The organism is Bowmanella denitrificans, from assembly GCF_002887595.1.
In the GTDB taxonomy this organism is placed as follows: domain Bacteria; phylum Pseudomonadota; class Gammaproteobacteria; order Enterobacterales; family Alteromonadaceae; genus Bowmanella; species Bowmanella denitrificans.
Map to the genome: position 1 here is coordinate 25,069 of NZ_PEBU01000009.1, position 15,972 is coordinate 41,040.

The following is a 15,972-nucleotide window of genomic DNA, read 5'->3' on the forward strand; positions in this document are numbered from 1 at the left end:
TATGGCCAAACCCATTATCTGGTGCATTGGCGGCTCAGACTCGGGCGGCGGTGCCGGGGTGCAGGCCGATCTGCATACGGTACAGGCGCTGGGCGGCCACGGCTGCACCGTAATCAGCGCTATCACTGCGCAAAACTCGGTGGCGGTCACGCAGGTGCAGCCGGTGCCACTGGAAGTATTAACCAACCAACTTAACAGCCTGGCGGCCGACCTTTGGCCCAATGCGGTTAAAATCGGCATGCTTGGCGATGGCGCACAAATCGCGGCCTTGGCAGAGTTTCTGCAGTGGCTGAAACAACAAGCCAGGCCACCGATGATTATCTGGGATCCGGTGGCCAGAGCCAGTTGCGGCAGCCAACTGGCAGCCTTGCAACTGGCAGACTGCGCACCACTGTTACAAGTGCTGGATATTATCACCCCCAATGCCAATGAACTGGCGCTGTTGACCGGTGTAGAAGCAACAGATGTTGCCAGTCTGCAGGTAGCAGCCAATGTATTGCTGGATCATGGGGTTAAGGCCGTGCTGGTGAAAGGCGGGCATTTGCACTGGACAGGCCAATATTGTCATGACTGGTACCTGAGTCAGACCCATCAATGGCGATTTAGCAGCAAGCGCATTAACACCCTCCATGGTCATGGCACCGGCTGCACCTTTGCCAGCGCTATCGCCACAACATTTGCCCTGGACTATCCAATGGAGGATGCCATTTGTATTGCCAAGGCCTATATCAATCAAGGCCTGCAAGCCGCAGCGGGACTTGGCAAAGGACCCGGCCCGGTGGCCCATCTGGGCTGGCCGCAACGCGCCGGGGATTTCCCACAATTCAGCTTGCTTAGCGATAAGGCCAAGCCCTCTGCCCCCTTCGCCGACATAGGCACCATGACACTGGGGCTGTATCCGGTGGTAGACAGCCTGGCCTGGGTGGAAAAACTGCTGGCGTGGGACGTCAGCACCTTGCAGTTAAGAATCAAATCAAACCCAAACCCTGAGCAGAAAGCGCAGATCGCCCAGGCTATCAAACTGGCACGCGAAGCCAATGCCAGATTGTTTATTAACGATCACTGGCAACTGGCCATTAAACACGGGGCTTACGGTGTGCATCTGGGTCAGGAAGATTTGCAGGATGCCGACCTGGTTGCCATTCAACAGGCCGGATTGCGCCTGGGTATTTCTACCCATGGTTATGCCGAGATCCAGCGCGCCATCAGCTTTCAGCCTTCTTATATTGCGCTCGGGCATATTTTTGCAACCCGTACCAAGAACATGCCGTCCAGACCTCAAGGCTTAAGCCGTTTAAGTCGGTACGTGCAACTGCTGCAAGATATCCCCTGCGTGGCCATTGGCGGCATCAGTGTGGAGCGGGTAGATGCGGTGGCTGGCACCGGGGTCGGTAGCATTGCTATGGTCACCGCCATTACCGAGGCGGCGCAACCTGAGCAGGTAGTCCGGCAACTGCTGGCGAGGCTTAATTATGCTTAATGATCAAGACTTTATGCGTTACAGCCGGCATTTGTTGCTGGAAGATATCGACGAATCTGGTCAGCAGAAATTAAAGCAGGCCCGCGTTCTGATTGTCGGACTGGGTGGCCTGGGCAGTATCGCCGCGCAATATCTGGCCGGAGCCGGTGTCGGGCAGTTGCTGCTGGCCGATGGTGACAAAGTGGATGTGACTAATCTACACCGCCAGCCTTTGTACGACAATTTCAGTCTGGGCGCTAACAAAGCCCGCCAGGCACAAAAGCGCCTGCAGGCGGTGAATCCCAATATCCGCATTGAAGCGCTGGACAAAAAACTGCACGCCGACAACTTACCGGCGCTGGTGAGTGACTGCCAGTTGGTGCTTGACTGCACCGACAATATGCCCAGCCGCCAGGCCATTAATGCCGCCTGCTACCAGGCAGGTAAGCCGTTGTTGGTGGGGGCAGCCATACGTTTTGAGGGGCAGTTTCTGGCCTTGCACCCGCATAGAAATCATGGCTGCTACCGCTGCTTGTACGAACCGACGCAAAGCCCGTCGCTGAATTGTGCCAATAGCGGCATCGTCGGCCCGGTGGTGGGCATCATCGGCCTGATGCAGGCGTTGGAAGCTATCAAATTTCTGACTGGTGCCGGGCAGGTGCCCTTTGGTCAGCTTAAGTTATTCGATGCTAAAGCCCATCAATGGCAAAGCCTGACCCTGGCCAAAGCCCCGCAATGTCCGGTCTGTGGAGACACCATATGCAACTGATGATTAACGATATGCCGCAACAATTTGCACAGCCGCTCAGTATCGCAGACTTGCTGCAAACCCTGGCTCAGCCACAAAACGGCATAGCGGTGGCACTGAATCAGCAAGTGGTCAGTAAAAGTCAGTGGCCGCACACCCAACTGAAAGACCATGACCGCATTACCCTGTTTAAAGTCGTCGCCGGAGGATAACCGATGCTGACCATTGCCAATACCCAATTTTCTTCGCGCCTGTTAACCGGCACCGGCAAGTTTTCCAGCGCCCAGAACATGCAGGCGGCCCTGTCGGCCAGTGGCACCGAACTGGTCACTCTGGCCCTTAAACGCCTGGACCTGGTTGCACGAAAAGACGATATCCTGGCGCCCCTGCAGGAACTGGGGGTAAGGCTGCTGCCCAATACCTCAGGGGCAAAAACCGCCGAAGAAGCCATTTTTGCCGCCCATCTGGCCCGCGAAGCGCTGGGCACTCACTGGCTGAAACTGGAGATCCACCCGGATCAGCGCTACCTGTTGCCCGACCCTATTGAAACCCTGAACGCCGCCAGGCAACTGGTTAAAGATGGCTTTGTGGTACTGCCCTATTGCGGAGCTGATCCCGTACTTTGTCAGCGCTTGCAGGAAGTAGGCTGCGCGGCGGTCATGCCGCTGGGCGCCCCGATTGGCTCCAATCGCGGCCTGTTAAGCAAAGATTTTCTGGAGATCATTGTTGAGCAAAGCCAGGTGCCGGTGATAGTCGATGCCGGTATTGGCGCGCCCAGTCATGCCGCCCATGCCATGGAACTGGGGGTGGATGCAGTACTGGTGAATACCGCCATTGCCGTTTCGCCAGACCCAATTGCCATGGGCAGGGCATTTAAACAAGCGGTAACAGCCGGTCGCATGGCCTATCAGGCAGGTCTTGGTGCGGTACAGCGCAGTGCCATGGCTTCCAGCCCACTGACTGATTTTCTGGACCAGCTATGAGCTTTGCCAAACAACTGGCCCAGTGGGACTTTGACGATGTTACTTTGCAGATCCATGCCTGTACCGCCAATGACGTACAACGGGCACTGAACAGCACCAGACCAGGTCTGAAAGACTTTATGGCGCTGATATCCCCGGCGGCCGAACCTTTTTTAGCGCACATGGCCCGGCTTTCCTATGCCCGTACCCGTCAGCGTTTTGGTAATACCCTGCAATTTTACATCCCCTTGTATCTGTCGAATCTGTGCGCCAATGACTGTACCTATTGTGGCTTTTCCATGAGCAATAAGCTCAGGCGTAAAACCCTGGATCTGGCAGAGATTGAAGCCGAGTGCCAGGCCATTAAGTCCATGGGCTTTGACTCTGTGCTGGTAGTCACCGGGGAGCACGAAACCAAGGTGGGCATGGCGTATTTTCGCCAGGCCATACCACTGATAAAACGCCATTTCAGCTATTTGAGCATGGAAGTACAGCCACTGGCTGAAGCCGAATACTTGGAGTTATGCCAGCTTGGGCTGGATGCCGTCCTGGTGTATCAAGAGACCTATCGGCGCCGCACTTATGCCAGGCACCATTTAAAAGGTAAAAAAATGGACTTTGACTGGCGTCTGGATACCCCTGAACGTTTGGGCCGGGCCGGAGTGGATAAAATGGGTTTGGGGGTGCTGATTGGCCTGGATGACTGGCGTACCGACAGTTTTTTTGCCGCCCAGCATCTCAAATATCTGCAAAAGACTTACTGGCGTAGTCGTTACTCACTGTCGTTTCCACGATTGCGGCCATGCTCTGGAGGCTTAACAGATAAAACCCAGATGACCGACAAACAACTGGTGCAGCTTATTTGTGCTTACCGGCTGTTGGATAGCGAGGTGGAATTGAGTTTATCCACCCGTGAGTCGGCGCAGTTTCGCGACAAGCTTCTGCCCCTGGGTATTACCAGCTTAAGTGCCGGGTCCAGCACCCAACCAGGCGGCTATGCTGGCGGCGAAACGGCGCTGGAACAGTTTGAGATTGACGATGCCAGAACGCCAAAGGATGTTGCCAATGCGGTGCGCCGCGCCGGTTTACAGCCGGTCTGGAAAGATTGGGAGCGCAGCTATTCACAGACCGGCTGAAATGCTGGACGCCGGGCCTGACTGCGTTAGACTGAGAAGGATTATCGGAAAACAAGGATTTCAAATGACCCGGGAACAAATGATTATTGCCCTGAAGGACGCCGAAGCCAAATTTAAGCGTAATCAGGAAATTGCCGAAGAAACCTGGCCGGTGGGTTCGCCCTTTCTGGAGATGGCCCGTCAGCAGGCCGCGCATATTCTGCAAAAGGAAATCTGCGCCATCTTTGAGCAGGAATAAAAGCATGGCTGAGCATCACAAAATTAACTATCTGGAGCTGCCAGCTAAAGATTTAGAGGGCACCAGGGCATTCTTTGCTCAGGTGTTTGGCTGGCAGTTTGTTGATTACGGGCCGGATTATACCTGCTTTACCAATGGCGGAATGGACGGCGGCTTTTACCGGGCAGACACTTGCGCTTCTGTGGCCAGCGGCAGTGTGTTGATGGTGATTTACAGCAAGGCACTGGAAGACTCACAACAGGCGGTGCAACAAGCCGGTGGCAAGATTATTAAACCCATCTTTGCCTTTCCCGGTGGGCGGCGCTTTCATTTCAGCGATCCTAGCGGCAATGAATATGCGGTCTGGTCTGAATAATACCTGGCGTGCACTTGCAGCCGTATTCAGTCTGCTGCTTTGCACCAGCCCTCTGGCTGATTGCCTGAAGGACGCTGAAGGTCAGGTGATCTGCGGGCTGGGGAGTTGTGCCAGGGATGCCGCCGGGCAGGTATTTTGCTCGGCCTTTAAAGATGGCGAAGCCATTCGTAACCGCATGGGCGAGGTATTATGCGGCAAAGGCCAGTGCCGTATTGACCAGAATATGCAGGCTTGGTGTGCCACCAGCCAGGGTGGCGGTGCCGACCGTGACCGCAATGGCAAAGTACTATGCCTGAACGGCTGTGAACCGGCCAGCAAGGCAATGTGTGAACAAACCGCTGCCACCCCCTGAACTCATAACAGACGCAAGCTAGAAGATGGAAGTGTCAGACTCTGGCGATCCTGTGGGTCGGATTTCAATCCGACATCTCCAAAAGCGCGTGTTTACAGTGTGCCAGCAACGCCGACATACCATCCATCCCTGGATATCGTCGACGAATGCTCCTGCAACGCCAACATACCATCCATCCCTGGATATCGTCGACGAATGCTCCTGCAACGCCGACATACCATCCATCCCTGGATATCGTCGACGAATGCTCCTGCAACGCCGACATACCATCCATCCCTGGATATAAAAACGCTCCCATTGGGAGCGTTTGCGCGCCACCCGTTTAGGGTGGCGAATCTATCCGGTCCAATCAGAAGCGATAACGTAGCCCGACTTCCAGCGAGCGTTCAGGACCTACATAAATACCTTCACGCATCCCCGTGATATAGCGCTTATCGGTTAGGTTTTTGACCGAACCAAACAGACTCAGCGCGCTGCTGACATTATATTGGCCCACGAGATCCAGCACTGTGTAGGCTGGGATCAAGCCTCCCCAAATCCCCCCTGCCGCATTGTCAGGAATATCTATCTGGTTGGTAGGGTCGCCATACTGCTCACCACGATAATGGGCAGACAGGGTGCTGATAAAATCCCCCTGACTGTAATTCAGCGCCAGATTAGCCAGAAGCTTAGGCGCATATGGTAAACGGTTACCTTTGTTATCGCCGGTTCTGAATTCCGATTTTGGTACCCAGGTAGCGTTTGTGTCGAGGCTGAAGCCAGCCCCTAACTGATACGCCAACTGGAATTCCATGCCCTGATGCTGGGTTTCACCACCATTGGATTGCGACAGGTTAGGATCACTGTTGCCCGTAACCACCTGGTTACTAAAATCCATATAAAATGCGGCCACTTCATAGCTTACCGCGCCATCTGCACCACGGATACCCGCTTCATAATTAACCGAACGCTCGCCATCCAGGTTTTGATCGGTCAGACCGTCCAGCGCAACGCCATTAGAGGCTGGTGAAAAGGCTTTATACACGCCACCAAATAGCTGCGCGCCAGCGCTAAGCTCATAGGTTGCGCCAATACCCGGCAAAAACTCGGTGTTTGAGGTTTGTTGTGACGCGTTGTTCTGCGTCAGAATCACCTGCTCCTGCTCGTATGATTCCACCCGGATACCGGGCGTGACAGCCAGGCGCTCGTTCAGTTGAATACGTGTTTGCGCGTAGGCAGCAACGCTATCGGCCGAATCAATCCGATGGCGATCGTTGGTGCCGGTGCGGTCCTGCGCTCTTGTAGCGCGAATTCGGGTGTCATTGCTTTCTTCCTGCATAAAGCGCAGACCCAATTCACTGCGCGCTGCGCTACCTAACAGTTGATGTTCCAGAGTCAGGCGGGTTTCCACCCCAAAACGCTCAAAAGAGCGATTGTTCCCTGTCAGCTTATCGGTATACACCCAACGCCCGGCTGTATTCGAGGCGTCACTGTCGACGCTGTAACGCCAGTAGTCACGGGTAACGTCACTCCAGTAAATCAATGACTTTAAGGTCGCCGCATCTGTCAGACGCCATTCATGATTAAGATCAAAAGCTTTTCTGTCAGTCAGAAAATAGTCATCCGGTGCCGGATTGTAATCAGCGCCGGCCTGATAATCTTCCAACAACAGACCACGGTAGGAAATATTGGCATCATTGTCATACCAGGAAAATTTCATCCCCAGAGAATGGTTCTGATTGAGAGCGGCGCCCGCTTTAACCATCACATCTTTCATGTCATAGTCTTTATCCATAAAGCCGTCGCTCTTGGCATAAGTGGCTACCAATCCGGCAAAGGCATCACCGGACTGACTGCGGCCCCCCGCCTCAACATTCACCTCGCGCATGTTAAACGACCCCAGCCTGGTCGCCACTTCCACTCCGTCATCCGGTGTTTTGGTCTGATAGTTCACCACGCCGCCAATGGTAGAAGGGCCATAGCGAAGTGAAGCAGAGCCTTTGAGCACTTCCACCCGTTCCACCCGTTGAATACGCGGGTTAAAGTAGCGGTCATTGCCGATAAACAACCCTGGTGCAACAGGCACACCATCTTCCAGCAACAAGGACTTAGACTCACTGGCCGACAGGCCACGAATACCAAAGTTTGAAACAATTGAGGTTTCTTCCTCTGATTTAAGATTGATCCCGGCAATACGGCGCAGCACGTCTTCGGTGGAGAGCGGCTGAATACGTTCAATTTGCTGGCGCTCAATCACTACTACTGAGCCAGTCTGCCTGTGCAGGTCAGCTTGATTACCGCTTATTGTGATCACCTCAATCGTCGGCATTGGCGAGCTTTTGCCGGGGTCGGCCTGCTGATCAGATTGCGCCAGAGCCGACACCGGCAATAAGGCTGAGGCAATAGCAATAACCAGTCTTGAACGCTGGCTGGCCAGTTTTGTGTGCATGTTTGAGTTCCTTAGACATTAAATAATGATTTCGGCTGTATGGCGTCCAACCACAGCGAATTTGTGAGCGCATTCTATAGCCTGTGCAGATGGGAAATTTTAGATAAAAACGAAAATTATTGTCAATTTGTTACACACTTAGATAAAGGGCTATGCCTGCTAAATGCAATTGCAGTCAGACTCGCTCAATTGCAACAAATGGTTAGCTAAAGCGATTTTTATAGCACCTGAAATATCGGATGCTAAATAAACTCAACCACTAAGGCCTGGCTTGCAACCCAATCAGATAGGCACAAAACATATCCGCCATCGCCCCGGCATAACGGCTGATTTCCTCGTCACTGCGGGGTTGCTCAGAGAATTGTTTGCCTACAGTGCCCAAGCTGGTGCCAATTAAATCGGCGGCAAGCTGGCGCTCATCGACGGTATTATCGGGCAGCACTTCATACATAAAGTCATGCAGTATGGTCTGCGATGCGGCCTTGGCCTGCTTGGCCTGAGGCGCATTGCGGTATAAAGGCGCGGCATCCTGCAGGGCAATACGCATCTGAGCTTCTTCACATTCCGAGCGCACAAAGGCATGCACTAAATGACGCAGCCGCAACAATGGCGGATGTTGTTGGTCATGCAAAATATCACGCAGCAGATTGCCGGTTTGCAGCCATTCATCACTTTGCAATCTGAATAATATTGCAGCCTTGTTGGGGAAGTACTGATATAGCGAGCCGATACTCACCCCTGCCCGTTCAGCGACCCTGGCGGTGGTAAAACGCTGTGCGCCTTCGCTTTGCAAAACCTGAATAGCGGCCTGCAAAATGGCCGCCACCAGCTCTGCTGAGCGCGCCTGCTGGGGCTGTTTTCTTGAGGTGATTGGCGGGTTTTGTGCCTTATCCATGCTGGCTCCCGGAATGCGAATAGTGAAATGTGAACAATTCATCGTATTCTATTTGGCACACACCTTCAGCACAACCGGAAAGCCTAATGAATACTTTACTGAATGCACCTGTTCACCAGGTCCTTAGCCGCCTGTTCGCCGAATCCGAGCAGGCCTCGCCGATGCAAATTCCAGCCCTTGCCAGGCTGTCAAAAGCAGAGCAAACCGCCATGATGCAAAGCAAAAGCGAATATCGCGAGTTGTATGCTCAGCTAAAGGACGTCCCTTTAGCTGTGTCAAAAGACACCGCCAATCTGCTATATATGCTGGCGCGCAGTTGTAACGCTCGTTGCATCGTTGAATTCGGTACCTCTTATGGTATTTCCACCCTGCACCTGGCCGCCGCATTGCGGGATAACGGAGGGGGCCGGTTGCTGACCACCGAATTTGAAGCCAGCAAGGTCAGAAAAGCCACGCAGCATCTTAGCCAGGCCAATTTATTGGACCTGGTCGAGATTCGCGAAGGCGATGCGCTGCAAAGCCTGAGTAGTAATTTACCCGCACAGATTGATCTGTTGCTGCTGGACGGTGCCAAGGCACTGTATCTGGATGTTCTTCATCTGGTACAGCCAAATCTGCGCGCCGGCGCGCTGATCGTGGCCGATAATGCGGATTATTGCGCTGAATATATGGCTTATATCGCTAACCCTGCCAATGGCTATCTGTCTGTGCCTTTTGCCGAAGACGTAGAGCTGAGTTGTAAACTGGTCTGACCGTCTTCCCTGTCGTATGGATACCTGCAGACAGTAGGCACCAGCCAGAATAAATTACTGAACGATTGCGTTCCATAATTGATGATGCTACCTTGCCATTACGTATTCAACCTTGAGTGGGAATAATGGCAAGAGCAGGCAGGCCGGTAGACACGCAACGTACCGAATTGGTATTACAGGCTGTTGGCGAGCTGGTGATAGAAAAAACCATTGCTGGTTTGTCTATGGAAGGCATAGCCAAGCGTGCCGGTGTATCCAAGGTCACCCTGTATCGCCGTTACGCTGATTTGCCCGGCCTGATTATGGCCTATGTGAATTTTCATACCGACCAGGCCCTGAACGCAGCCCCGCAACTTGCTAAGCCACCGGCGCCCCTGACCGACAGACAGGCGCTACAAGACCACCTATCGGCACAGGGCTATCAGGTGCTTAGCCTGATCACCCGGCCCGATGTGGTGCTGTTTGACAATGCCGTCAGCGCTGCGCAGCGGCAATATCCCGATATTGCTGCCGCCTTGTATCAGGCCGGTCCGGCCAAAGTCCTGAGTACCTTGTCGAAAAACCTGGCGGAGTATCTGACCGAGCATCACCTGAGTATTGAAACTGACGCCGCTGCACAGATGCTTTTCGCGCTTTGGAAGGGTGGCTTTTATGAAGAGCTGCAAATGACCGGACGGATGCGCTTATCGCCTAAGGCTTTACAAGAGCACGTGAACAGTCGAACCGGCTGGTTTCTGGCCATGCTACACGCAGACAGTTAAAGGAGTGAATATGCGTCAATTGTCTATGCCCAAATCCCTGCACGAAGTCTTTGGCCAGCAGCAGACCCTGGCTGAAATTACCATAGTGCTGCTGTTCTCCCTGCTCGGCACTTGTTGTATTTGCTATCAGTATGCACTTTCGGCAACCCCGGTCAGCACCTGGAAGCTGCTGTTGGGTCTGCTTATCATTGCCGATATTCTGGCCGGTTTTGTGGCAAACTTCAGTCGTGGAACAAATAACTACTATGCCGTACGCCCCACCAGCCGTCTGGTGTTTATTGCCATTCACCTGCATCTGCCGCTGGTCGCCTGGCTGCTGCAGGCCGATATTGGCGCTGCCACCCTGATCTGGCTTGTGACCATCCTCTTTGCCCTAAGCGTCAATGCCCTGCATCGCTCGTCTTTGCAACTGTTTGTGGCCGGAGCGCTGGCGGGTATCGGTGTACTGCTGGTGTTACTGCTTAACCTGCCGCTCTGGTTTACCCTGGTTGCGCTGTTCTTTATGCTCAAAGTCATGTTCAGCTTTGCCGTTGATCATTACCCACTCAGTGTCAGGGAACAGCCATGAAATATCATATCGTGCCCCTCACTGCGTCCCATAAAGATGAGTTTATCCGTCTGATTCGACTGGCCTTTTCAAGCGATCCACTGTTTGAAAAACTGTTTGCCAACATCACCGATTCGAAACGCAAGAAACGCTATGAGGAAGTGCTGCTGAGCTTCTTATTTGACCAATGCCTGTATCTTTCCGGTAAGGTACTGGGAGGCTTCTATGACGGGCGACTGGTCTGTGCCGCACTGTTGGATGTGGCGGAAGTTCCCTTTCGCCAGCGCTGGCTGGGCTGGTGTAAGTTGCTGCCAGCCTTTGCTGCCTTGCTGCTGCATTTTCCGTTTAAGCAAGGACAGTTCCTTAACCGCTATTTTTTGCATAGCCGCAGGCTGATGCCGCATTCCCCCCATTATTATCTGACTCTGATTGGCACCCTGCCCGACTGCCAGGGTAAAGGCTTTGGTAAGGCGTTAATCCAACAGGCTCTGATGGAAGCCGCTAACTACGAGCATGCTACCGGGACTGGGACTGGATACGGAAAACCCTGCGAATGTCGCGCTTTATCAGAAGCTTGGCTTTAAACTGTTGTCGGCGGTACATATGGACGGCATCAGTATTATGTTGATGTTTCATCCTAATAGTCAGCGACATCCTTCAACGCCCGGCGGTGAATTAAACACCCGCCTGTGAATATTCCATATTCAGCAACTCAGAGTTGCATTAAAATAGCGGCTTTTATTGTTCAGCCCAGTTTGCAACCAGGACATCGCAATGCCTAAAGCCAGTGAAATCAAAAAGAATTCCACCATCGTATATAACAACAAGACCTGTATCGTTCGTGATATCGAGCGCTCCGTGCCTCAGGGCCGTGCAGGTGGCAGCATCTACCGTATGCGTATGTACGACGTAGTCACAGGTGCCAAGTTTGACGAAACCTTTAAAGATTCCGATATGCTGCAACTGGCTGATCTGGTGCGTCGTCAGGCCATGTTTTCTTATATCGACGGTGACGAGTATGTGTTCCTGGATAAGGAAGACTACACACCTTACAGCCTGAACAAAGATGCCATCGCCGAAGAGATTTTGTTTATCAATGAAGAAACCGATGGTATTCAGGTATTGATCGTCAGCGACGTGCCAGTGGCCCTGGACTTGCCCATCAGCGTGGAACTGGAAGTGGTAGAAACCGATCCATCGATTAAGGGGGCGTCGGCCACCTCGCGCACCAAACCGGCCAAGTGCTCCACCGGCCTGGTGGTGCAGGTGCCTGAATATATCGCTACCGGCGAATGGATCCGTGTGAATATTGAAGAACGCAAGTTTCAGGGACGGGCGGACAGATAAGCCCGTCTATCTGAGACTAACAAGCCCGGCGTTGCCGGGCTTTCAGCATTTAGGCCACTGATTTGAAGCCGTGAATCCAAACCTAGCTAACTATTCCGTTAGCTACCTGTTGGAAATTTCTGCTTCTGATGTAAAACACGCATTATATAAATGCGTTCATTGTCTGCCCAGTAGGATACGACAACACAGACTACAGGGATAATCCGTAGTCGTCCTCTCGGCCCTTCTCTTTGTACCCCCTTCAATGGCTGGGACAACAGGTTTTCGACTTTACGTTCAATGATTAAATCCGTTTCTTCTGCTGCCCTTGAGTTAATGTCGTACAAAAATTCAAATATTTTTTCACGATCATCAAGCGACTCCTTTTCCCAAATTATCATGCCTTGGCTCTGGTACGAATTTTCATTTTTCTGGCTTCTATGCTGGCTTTAGCATCTTCATGCTGAATAAATACACCGGTGCCATTATCCAGCTTTGCAAATGCCTGGTTAACTTGTTCCGTCAACCAGGCATCGTGCTCCATGGCCTTTAGCTGCTGAGCAGCCAACTCTTCAGTAAGCTGACGACATGCCTCGCTTAAAGTACGCCCCTGGCTTTCGGCCATCTTTTGCGCCAGACGTTTTGTTTGTTCGGAAACCCGAAACTGAATACGTGTATCCATAACGATACTCCTCATCATGTACACACAAGCGTTAGCGCACACGAAGCGAGACAGACAACCAACCTGCAAAGCGTCAGGGCAGTGAATAACAGGAGCAAACTAAATCGAAGTCTCCCTGAGAAACCCACGCTCAATCAACGCTGAAAAATTCACCCGCTTTTTACCTACAGCTCCTGTATAGTAGCGCCTGATATATTGGAGTTCTGATGCACCACACGCCCAACCACACAATAACCAATCGCATGGCTTCGCTGTTTTCAGCGATGCTGATGGCGATTCTTGTGCTGGGTGTGTCGGTCGGTTCCACGCCAGCTGCCCGCGCACAGTTGCTGCAGCATGACTCCTCGCAAGTCCAGCCCTTTAGCCAATGGGCCACGGTCACCGTACGCGCCAGTAAATCGGCTGCCGTCGGCAAAGAACGCCACGACGGTGGCAACGATATTGAGCAAGGGCTGACAGGCTGTCGGCTCAAAAGCTTTGCCCCGCAGGTTACTGCTGCGCTGGCTTCGACCAGTAACAACGCCGCCGTTACCTGCTATGGCATTCCACAGGCCAGAGCACCGCCAGTTCAGTCATTCTTCACCGCTTGATTAATCAGCCGCCTTGCTAAGCAGCGCGGCTGCTTGTGCATTTTGTATTTTGAAGGATGACTGATGAACGTATTTTCCATGCGTGCCCTTGGGTACGTACTTATTATGCTGCTCGGCCTGCTGAGCGCCGCACCAAATCTGCTGCCGTTATCGGTGGCGAACAAATTACCGGATTGGTATAGCCACAATACCCTGGCTTTGGGCCTGGACCTTCAGGGCGGCTCACACCTGCTGCTGGAAGCCGATACTCAGGCCTTATTGAACCAACAGTTGGATGACGCCTATGACCAATTGCTAAAGGCATTAAGACAACAACATATCCGCTACAGTCGCAGCGACAACGGCCAGCAGCAGCGCAACATTGTGCTCAAGGATGTCAGCCAGTGGCTACAGGTGTCGCAACTGGCGGCTAATATCCACCAGCAAAGCAATGGTCGCAGCGGTATCAGCCTTGAACTGCAAGGCAATAAAGTGATACTGCAACTAACAGAAGCCTACCAGCAGGCGCTATTGAAAGACGCCATAGATCGCAGCCTGGATGTGGTAAGAAAACGCCTGGATGAAACCGGCTTAACTGAGCCCAGTATTACCCGCCAGGGTAAAGACGCGATCCTGGTGCAAATGCCGGGAGTCAGTGACCCACAACAGATCAAAGCCCTGCTGGGTACCACGGCGCAAATGAGTTTTCATTGGCAGCAGCCTTCCCCCATGGGTGCGCTGCTGGTAAAAGACCACGCGGGTAACCCCTACTATCTGGAAACCAGGGTAGCGCTTGAAGGCACCCATATTGTCGATGCCCAGGCCGCCTTTAGTCAGGAAAGTGGCCAGCAGGTGGTCAACTTCAAACTCGACAGCCAAGGCGCTAAGTTGTTTGGCGATATGACCAAAAGCAATATTGGCCGGGTACTGGCCATCGTGCTGGACGATGAAGTCGTCACCGCACCGGTTATCCGTAGTGCCATTCCTGGCGGGCGCGGTGAAATCAGCGGCAGCTTCAGTATGGCCGAGGCCCACGATGTGGCGCTGATGCTGCGTACCGGTGCCCTGCCCGTGCCCCTGACTGTGGTGGAAGAACGCACCGTTGGGCCGGATTTGGGTAGTGACGCCATTCAGATGGGCGTGACCACAGGTATGCTTGGCGCAGCGCTGGTATTGGTGTATATGCTGGCCGCCTATGGCCGCTGGGGCCTGATTGCCTGCGTGGGGCTGAGCGTTAATATCGGCCTGGTGTTTGGCTTACTCAGCCTGTTTGGTGCCACACTGACCTTACCGGGTATTGCCGGGTTAATACTGACCATAGGTATGGCGGTGGACGCCAATATCCTGATTAATGAACGTATCAAGGAAGAAACCCACAAAGGCAGACCCGCAGGTATGGCCCTAAAAGCCGGTTTTGACAAAGCCTTTGCCACCATTATTGATTCCAACTTCACCACCTTAATTGCCGTCAGCCTGCTATTTATGTTTGGTAGTGGCCCGGTCAAAGGCTTTGCCGTAACTATTGCGCTGGGCCTGCTCACCTCACTGTTTACCTCAGTATCCCTCACTCGTCTGTTGATGCAGTGGCGAGTTAAAGGCAAGGAACGCCAACCGATGCCAATGGGCGGATTGGATATCAGTCGCTGGATGCCGAAACAGGAAGTGAATTTCTTACGTGGCAAAGTGCCAGCGTTGTGCGTGTCGGTAGCCCTGACACTCTTATCCATCGGCCTGTTTTTTAAACCCGGCCTGCACTACGGTGTGGATTTTACCGGCGGCATTATGATGGAAGTGCAGGCACCGGGTATGGCGGTGGACGACTTGCGCTCGGCCATTGAAAACCAGGGCTTAGGCGATGTAGCCATTCAGGAGTACGGCGCTGAGCATGAGTTTTTACTGCGCGCTGCTAACAGCGGTGGTGACAGCCCGGCTCCGATGGTGGTGGAACAGTTAAAGGCCTCGATTGTGGCGGCCAACCCCGACGCCAGCTTTCCCAAGGTAGATGTGGTGGGCCCCAAAGTCAGCGGCGAATTTGCCGATTTATCCATGTTGGCCCTGTTGATTGCCGGGGCTGGCATGCTGGTGTACTTGTGGGTACGTTTTGAATCGCACTTTGCCGTGGCCGCACTGGCGACCATCGGCCTGGATTTAACCAAAACCATCGGCTTCTTTGCCCTGACCGGCATCGAATTTAACCTCACCGCCGTGGCCGCGTTGCTGGCCTTGCTGGGGTATTCCATTAACGACAAAGTGGTGGTGTTTGACCGGGTAAGGGAGCTGTTCCGGCTGGAACCCGAGGCCGATATTGATAGTTTGATGAACCGCGCGGTGACTTCAACCTTAACCCGCACTATTTATACTTCGCTGACCACCTTTCTGGCACTGCTGCCCATGGGCCTGGCCGGTGGCGATGCGGTAAACAGCTTTGCTCTGCCGATGCTGTTTGCGGTGGTCATCGGCACTTCCTCCACTATTTTTATCGCCACACCAATTCTGTCGATTTTAAGTAAACGCCGCGCCGCCAAAGGCAAGCTGCAGCTACGCCCCACCGCTGAGGAGATCCAACAAGAGCTGGCGCATTTACCATAGATTAAGAATTACGTCTGTAGCGCCTCTGTGGTGTAAAAGCAAAAATAAACCACAGAGGCACAGAGAACACAGAGTGGTTAAAGGCGTTTAATACTCTGCGGGTCTATCTCTGCGCCACTGCGTCACCGCGAGAAGCATTTAAATCTTCGTGGAAAAAACAAAAATCGTAATGC

General features: G+C 53.1%; 19 protein-coding genes. 15 read left to right on the forward strand and 4 right to left on the reverse strand.

The features are described 5' to 3' along the window. Window position 1: 1 nt before the first annotated feature. From thiE to CSR04_RS16255, 8 genes are all read left to right on the forward strand, one after another. Window positions 2–1,480, forward strand: coding sequence for a thiamine phosphate synthase (gene thiE, locus CSR04_RS16225; RefSeq protein ID WP_102797367.1), 1,479 nt, complete (start codon window positions 2–4; stop codon window positions 1,478–1,480). Next, window positions 1,473–2,228 carry a HesA/MoeB/ThiF family protein gene (locus CSR04_RS16230; RefSeq protein ID WP_102797368.1) on the forward strand — a complete coding sequence of 252 codons (756 nt, stop codon included), beginning with the start codon at window positions 1,473–1,475 and terminating at the stop codon, window positions 2,226–2,228. Before thiE ends, CSR04_RS16230 begins: the two co-directional genes overlap by 8 nt. Further along, the gene (gene thiS, locus CSR04_RS16235) at window positions 2,219–2,419 is read left to right on the forward strand and encodes a sulfur carrier protein ThiS (RefSeq protein WP_102797369.1); all 201 of its coding nucleotides are present in this window, start codon (window positions 2,219–2,221) and stop codon (window positions 2,417–2,419) included. The genes CSR04_RS16230 and thiS overlap by 10 nt, the downstream gene beginning before the upstream one ends. A 3-nt stretch (window positions 2,420–2,422) precedes the next feature. After that, on the forward strand, window positions 2,423–3,190 hold the full coding sequence (locus CSR04_RS16240; RefSeq protein ID WP_102797370.1) for a thiazole synthase: 768 nt from the start codon (window positions 2,423–2,425) through the stop codon (window positions 3,188–3,190). Continuing rightward, entirely contained in the window at window positions 3,187–4,305 is a 1,119-nt protein-coding gene (gene thiH / locus CSR04_RS16245; RefSeq protein WP_102797371.1) for a 2-iminoacetate synthase ThiH, read from the forward strand. The genes CSR04_RS16240 and thiH overlap by 4 nt, the downstream gene beginning before the upstream one ends. Before the next feature lie 64 nt (window positions 4,306–4,369). After that, window positions 4,370–4,543, forward strand: coding sequence for a hypothetical protein (locus tag CSR04_RS24990; RefSeq protein ID WP_172449395.1), 174 nt, complete (start codon window positions 4,370–4,372; stop codon window positions 4,541–4,543). 4 nt (window positions 4,544–4,547) lie between these two features. Next, a complete protein-coding gene (locus tag CSR04_RS16250) occupies window positions 4,548–4,898 on the forward strand; it encodes a VOC family protein (RefSeq protein ID WP_102797372.1) in 351 nt (116 codons plus the stop codon). Next, a complete protein-coding gene (locus CSR04_RS16255) occupies window positions 4,879–5,250 on the forward strand; it encodes a hypothetical protein (RefSeq protein WP_102797373.1) in 372 nt (123 codons plus the stop codon). The genes CSR04_RS16250 and CSR04_RS16255 overlap by 20 nt, the downstream gene beginning before the upstream one ends. Window positions 5,251–5,599: 349 nt before the next feature. Here the strand turns inward: CSR04_RS16255 and CSR04_RS16260 are convergent, their stop codons facing one another. Next, complete coding sequence (locus CSR04_RS16260; protein WP_102797374.1) at window positions 5,600–7,678, reverse strand: TonB-dependent receptor family protein; 2,079 nt, start codon at window positions 7,676–7,678, stop codon at window positions 5,600–5,602. Window positions 7,679–7,937: 259 nt separating this feature from the next. After that, a complete protein-coding gene (locus tag CSR04_RS16265; RefSeq protein WP_102797375.1) occupies window positions 7,938–8,573 on the reverse strand; it encodes a TetR/AcrR family transcriptional regulator in 636 nt (211 codons plus the stop codon). Window positions 8,574–8,659: 86 nt separating this feature from the next. Between CSR04_RS16265 and CSR04_RS16270 the strand changes: the two genes are divergently transcribed. From CSR04_RS16270 to efpL, 5 genes are all read left to right on the forward strand, one after another. Continuing rightward, window positions 8,660–9,325 carry an O-methyltransferase gene (locus CSR04_RS16270; RefSeq protein ID WP_102797376.1) on the forward strand — a complete coding sequence of 222 codons (666 nt, stop codon included), beginning with the start codon at window positions 8,660–8,662 and terminating at the stop codon, window positions 9,323–9,325. Window positions 9,326–9,450: 125 nt separating this feature from the next. Beyond that, the gene (locus CSR04_RS16275) at window positions 9,451–10,086 is read left to right on the forward strand and encodes a TetR/AcrR family transcriptional regulator (RefSeq protein ID WP_102797377.1); all 636 of its coding nucleotides are present in this window, start codon (window positions 9,451–9,453) and stop codon (window positions 10,084–10,086) included. Window positions 10,087–10,096: 10 nt separating this feature from the next. Further along, entirely contained in the window at window positions 10,097–10,654 is a 558-nt protein-coding gene (locus CSR04_RS16280; protein ID WP_102797378.1) for a hypothetical protein, read from the forward strand. After that, entirely contained in the window at window positions 10,651–11,217 is a 567-nt protein-coding gene (locus tag CSR04_RS16285; protein ID WP_102797379.1) for a GNAT family N-acetyltransferase, read from the forward strand. The genes CSR04_RS16280 and CSR04_RS16285 overlap by 4 nt, the downstream gene beginning before the upstream one ends. Before the next feature lie 190 nt (window positions 11,218–11,407). Further along, on the forward strand, window positions 11,408–11,980 hold the full coding sequence (gene efpL, locus CSR04_RS16290) for an elongation factor P-like protein EfpL (RefSeq protein WP_102797380.1): 573 nt from the start codon (window positions 11,408–11,410) through the stop codon (window positions 11,978–11,980). Between the two features lie 98 nt (window positions 11,981–12,078). Here the strand turns inward: efpL and CSR04_RS16295 are convergent, their stop codons facing one another. Then, entirely contained in the window at window positions 12,079–12,360 is a 282-nt protein-coding gene (locus CSR04_RS16295) for a type II toxin-antitoxin system RelE/ParE family toxin (RefSeq protein WP_102797381.1), read from the reverse strand. Continuing rightward, window positions 12,357–12,641, reverse strand: a complete 285-nt coding sequence (locus CSR04_RS16300; protein ID WP_102797382.1) for a damage-inducible protein J — start codon at window positions 12,639–12,641, stop codon at window positions 12,357–12,359. Before CSR04_RS16300 ends, CSR04_RS16295 begins: the two co-directional genes overlap by 4 nt. Before the next feature lie 206 nt (window positions 12,642–12,847). Between CSR04_RS16300 and CSR04_RS16305 the strand changes: the two genes are divergently transcribed. Beyond that, entirely contained in the window at window positions 12,848–13,231 is a 384-nt protein-coding gene (locus CSR04_RS16305; protein ID WP_102797383.1) for a hypothetical protein, read from the forward strand. A 63-nt stretch (window positions 13,232–13,294) separates the two neighbouring features. Beyond that, a complete protein-coding gene (gene secD / locus CSR04_RS16310) occupies window positions 13,295–15,799 on the forward strand; it encodes a protein translocase subunit SecD (protein ID WP_102797384.1) in 2,505 nt (834 codons plus the stop codon). The last annotated feature ends 173 nt before the right edge of the window (window positions 15,800–15,972 follow it).

Coding starts and splice junctions, on each gene's coding strand:
- thiE (WP_102797367.1), top strand. CDS start 2: ATGGCCAAACCCATTATCTGGTGCATTGGCGGCTCAGACTCGGGCGGC.
- CSR04_RS16230 (WP_102797368.1), top strand. CDS start 1,473: ATGCTTAATGATCAAGACTTTATGCGTTACAGCCGGCATTTGTTGCTG.
- thiS (WP_102797369.1), top strand. CDS start 2,219: ATGCAACTGATGATTAACGATATGCCGCAACAATTTGCACAGCCGCTC.
- CSR04_RS16240 (WP_102797370.1), top strand. CDS start 2,423: ATGCTGACCATTGCCAATACCCAATTTTCTTCGCGCCTGTTAACCGGC.
- thiH (WP_102797371.1), top strand. CDS start 3,187: ATGAGCTTTGCCAAACAACTGGCCCAGTGGGACTTTGACGATGTTACT.
- CSR04_RS24990 (WP_172449395.1), top strand. CDS start 4,370: ATGACCCGGGAACAAATGATTATTGCCCTGAAGGACGCCGAAGCCAAA.
- CSR04_RS16250 (WP_102797372.1), top strand. CDS start 4,548: ATGGCTGAGCATCACAAAATTAACTATCTGGAGCTGCCAGCTAAAGAT.
- CSR04_RS16255 (WP_102797373.1), top strand. CDS start 4,879: ATGCGGTCTGGTCTGAATAATACCTGGCGTGCACTTGCAGCCGTATTC.
- CSR04_RS16260 (WP_102797374.1), bottom strand. CDS start 7,678: ATGCACACAAAACTGGCCAGCCAGCGTTCAAGACTGGTTATTGCTATT.
- CSR04_RS16265 (WP_102797375.1), bottom strand. CDS start 8,573: ATGGATAAGGCACAAAACCCGCCAATCACCTCAAGAAAACAGCCCCAG.
- CSR04_RS16270 (WP_102797376.1), top strand. CDS start 8,660: ATGAATACTTTACTGAATGCACCTGTTCACCAGGTCCTTAGCCGCCTG.
- CSR04_RS16275 (WP_102797377.1), top strand. CDS start 9,451: ATGGCAAGAGCAGGCAGGCCGGTAGACACGCAACGTACCGAATTGGTA.
- CSR04_RS16280 (WP_102797378.1), top strand. CDS start 10,097: ATGCGTCAATTGTCTATGCCCAAATCCCTGCACGAAGTCTTTGGCCAG.
- CSR04_RS16285 (WP_102797379.1), top strand. CDS start 10,651: ATGAAATATCATATCGTGCCCCTCACTGCGTCCCATAAAGATGAGTTT.
- efpL (WP_102797380.1), top strand. CDS start 11,408: ATGCCTAAAGCCAGTGAAATCAAAAAGAATTCCACCATCGTATATAAC.
- CSR04_RS16295 (WP_102797381.1), bottom strand. CDS start 12,360: ATGATAATTTGGGAAAAGGAGTCGCTTGATGATCGTGAAAAAATATTT.
- CSR04_RS16300 (WP_102797382.1), bottom strand. CDS start 12,641: ATGGATACACGTATTCAGTTTCGGGTTTCCGAACAAACAAAACGTCTG.
- CSR04_RS16305 (WP_102797383.1), top strand. CDS start 12,848: ATGCACCACACGCCCAACCACACAATAACCAATCGCATGGCTTCGCTG.
- secD (WP_102797384.1), top strand. CDS start 13,295: ATGAACGTATTTTCCATGCGTGCCCTTGGGTACGTACTTATTATGCTG.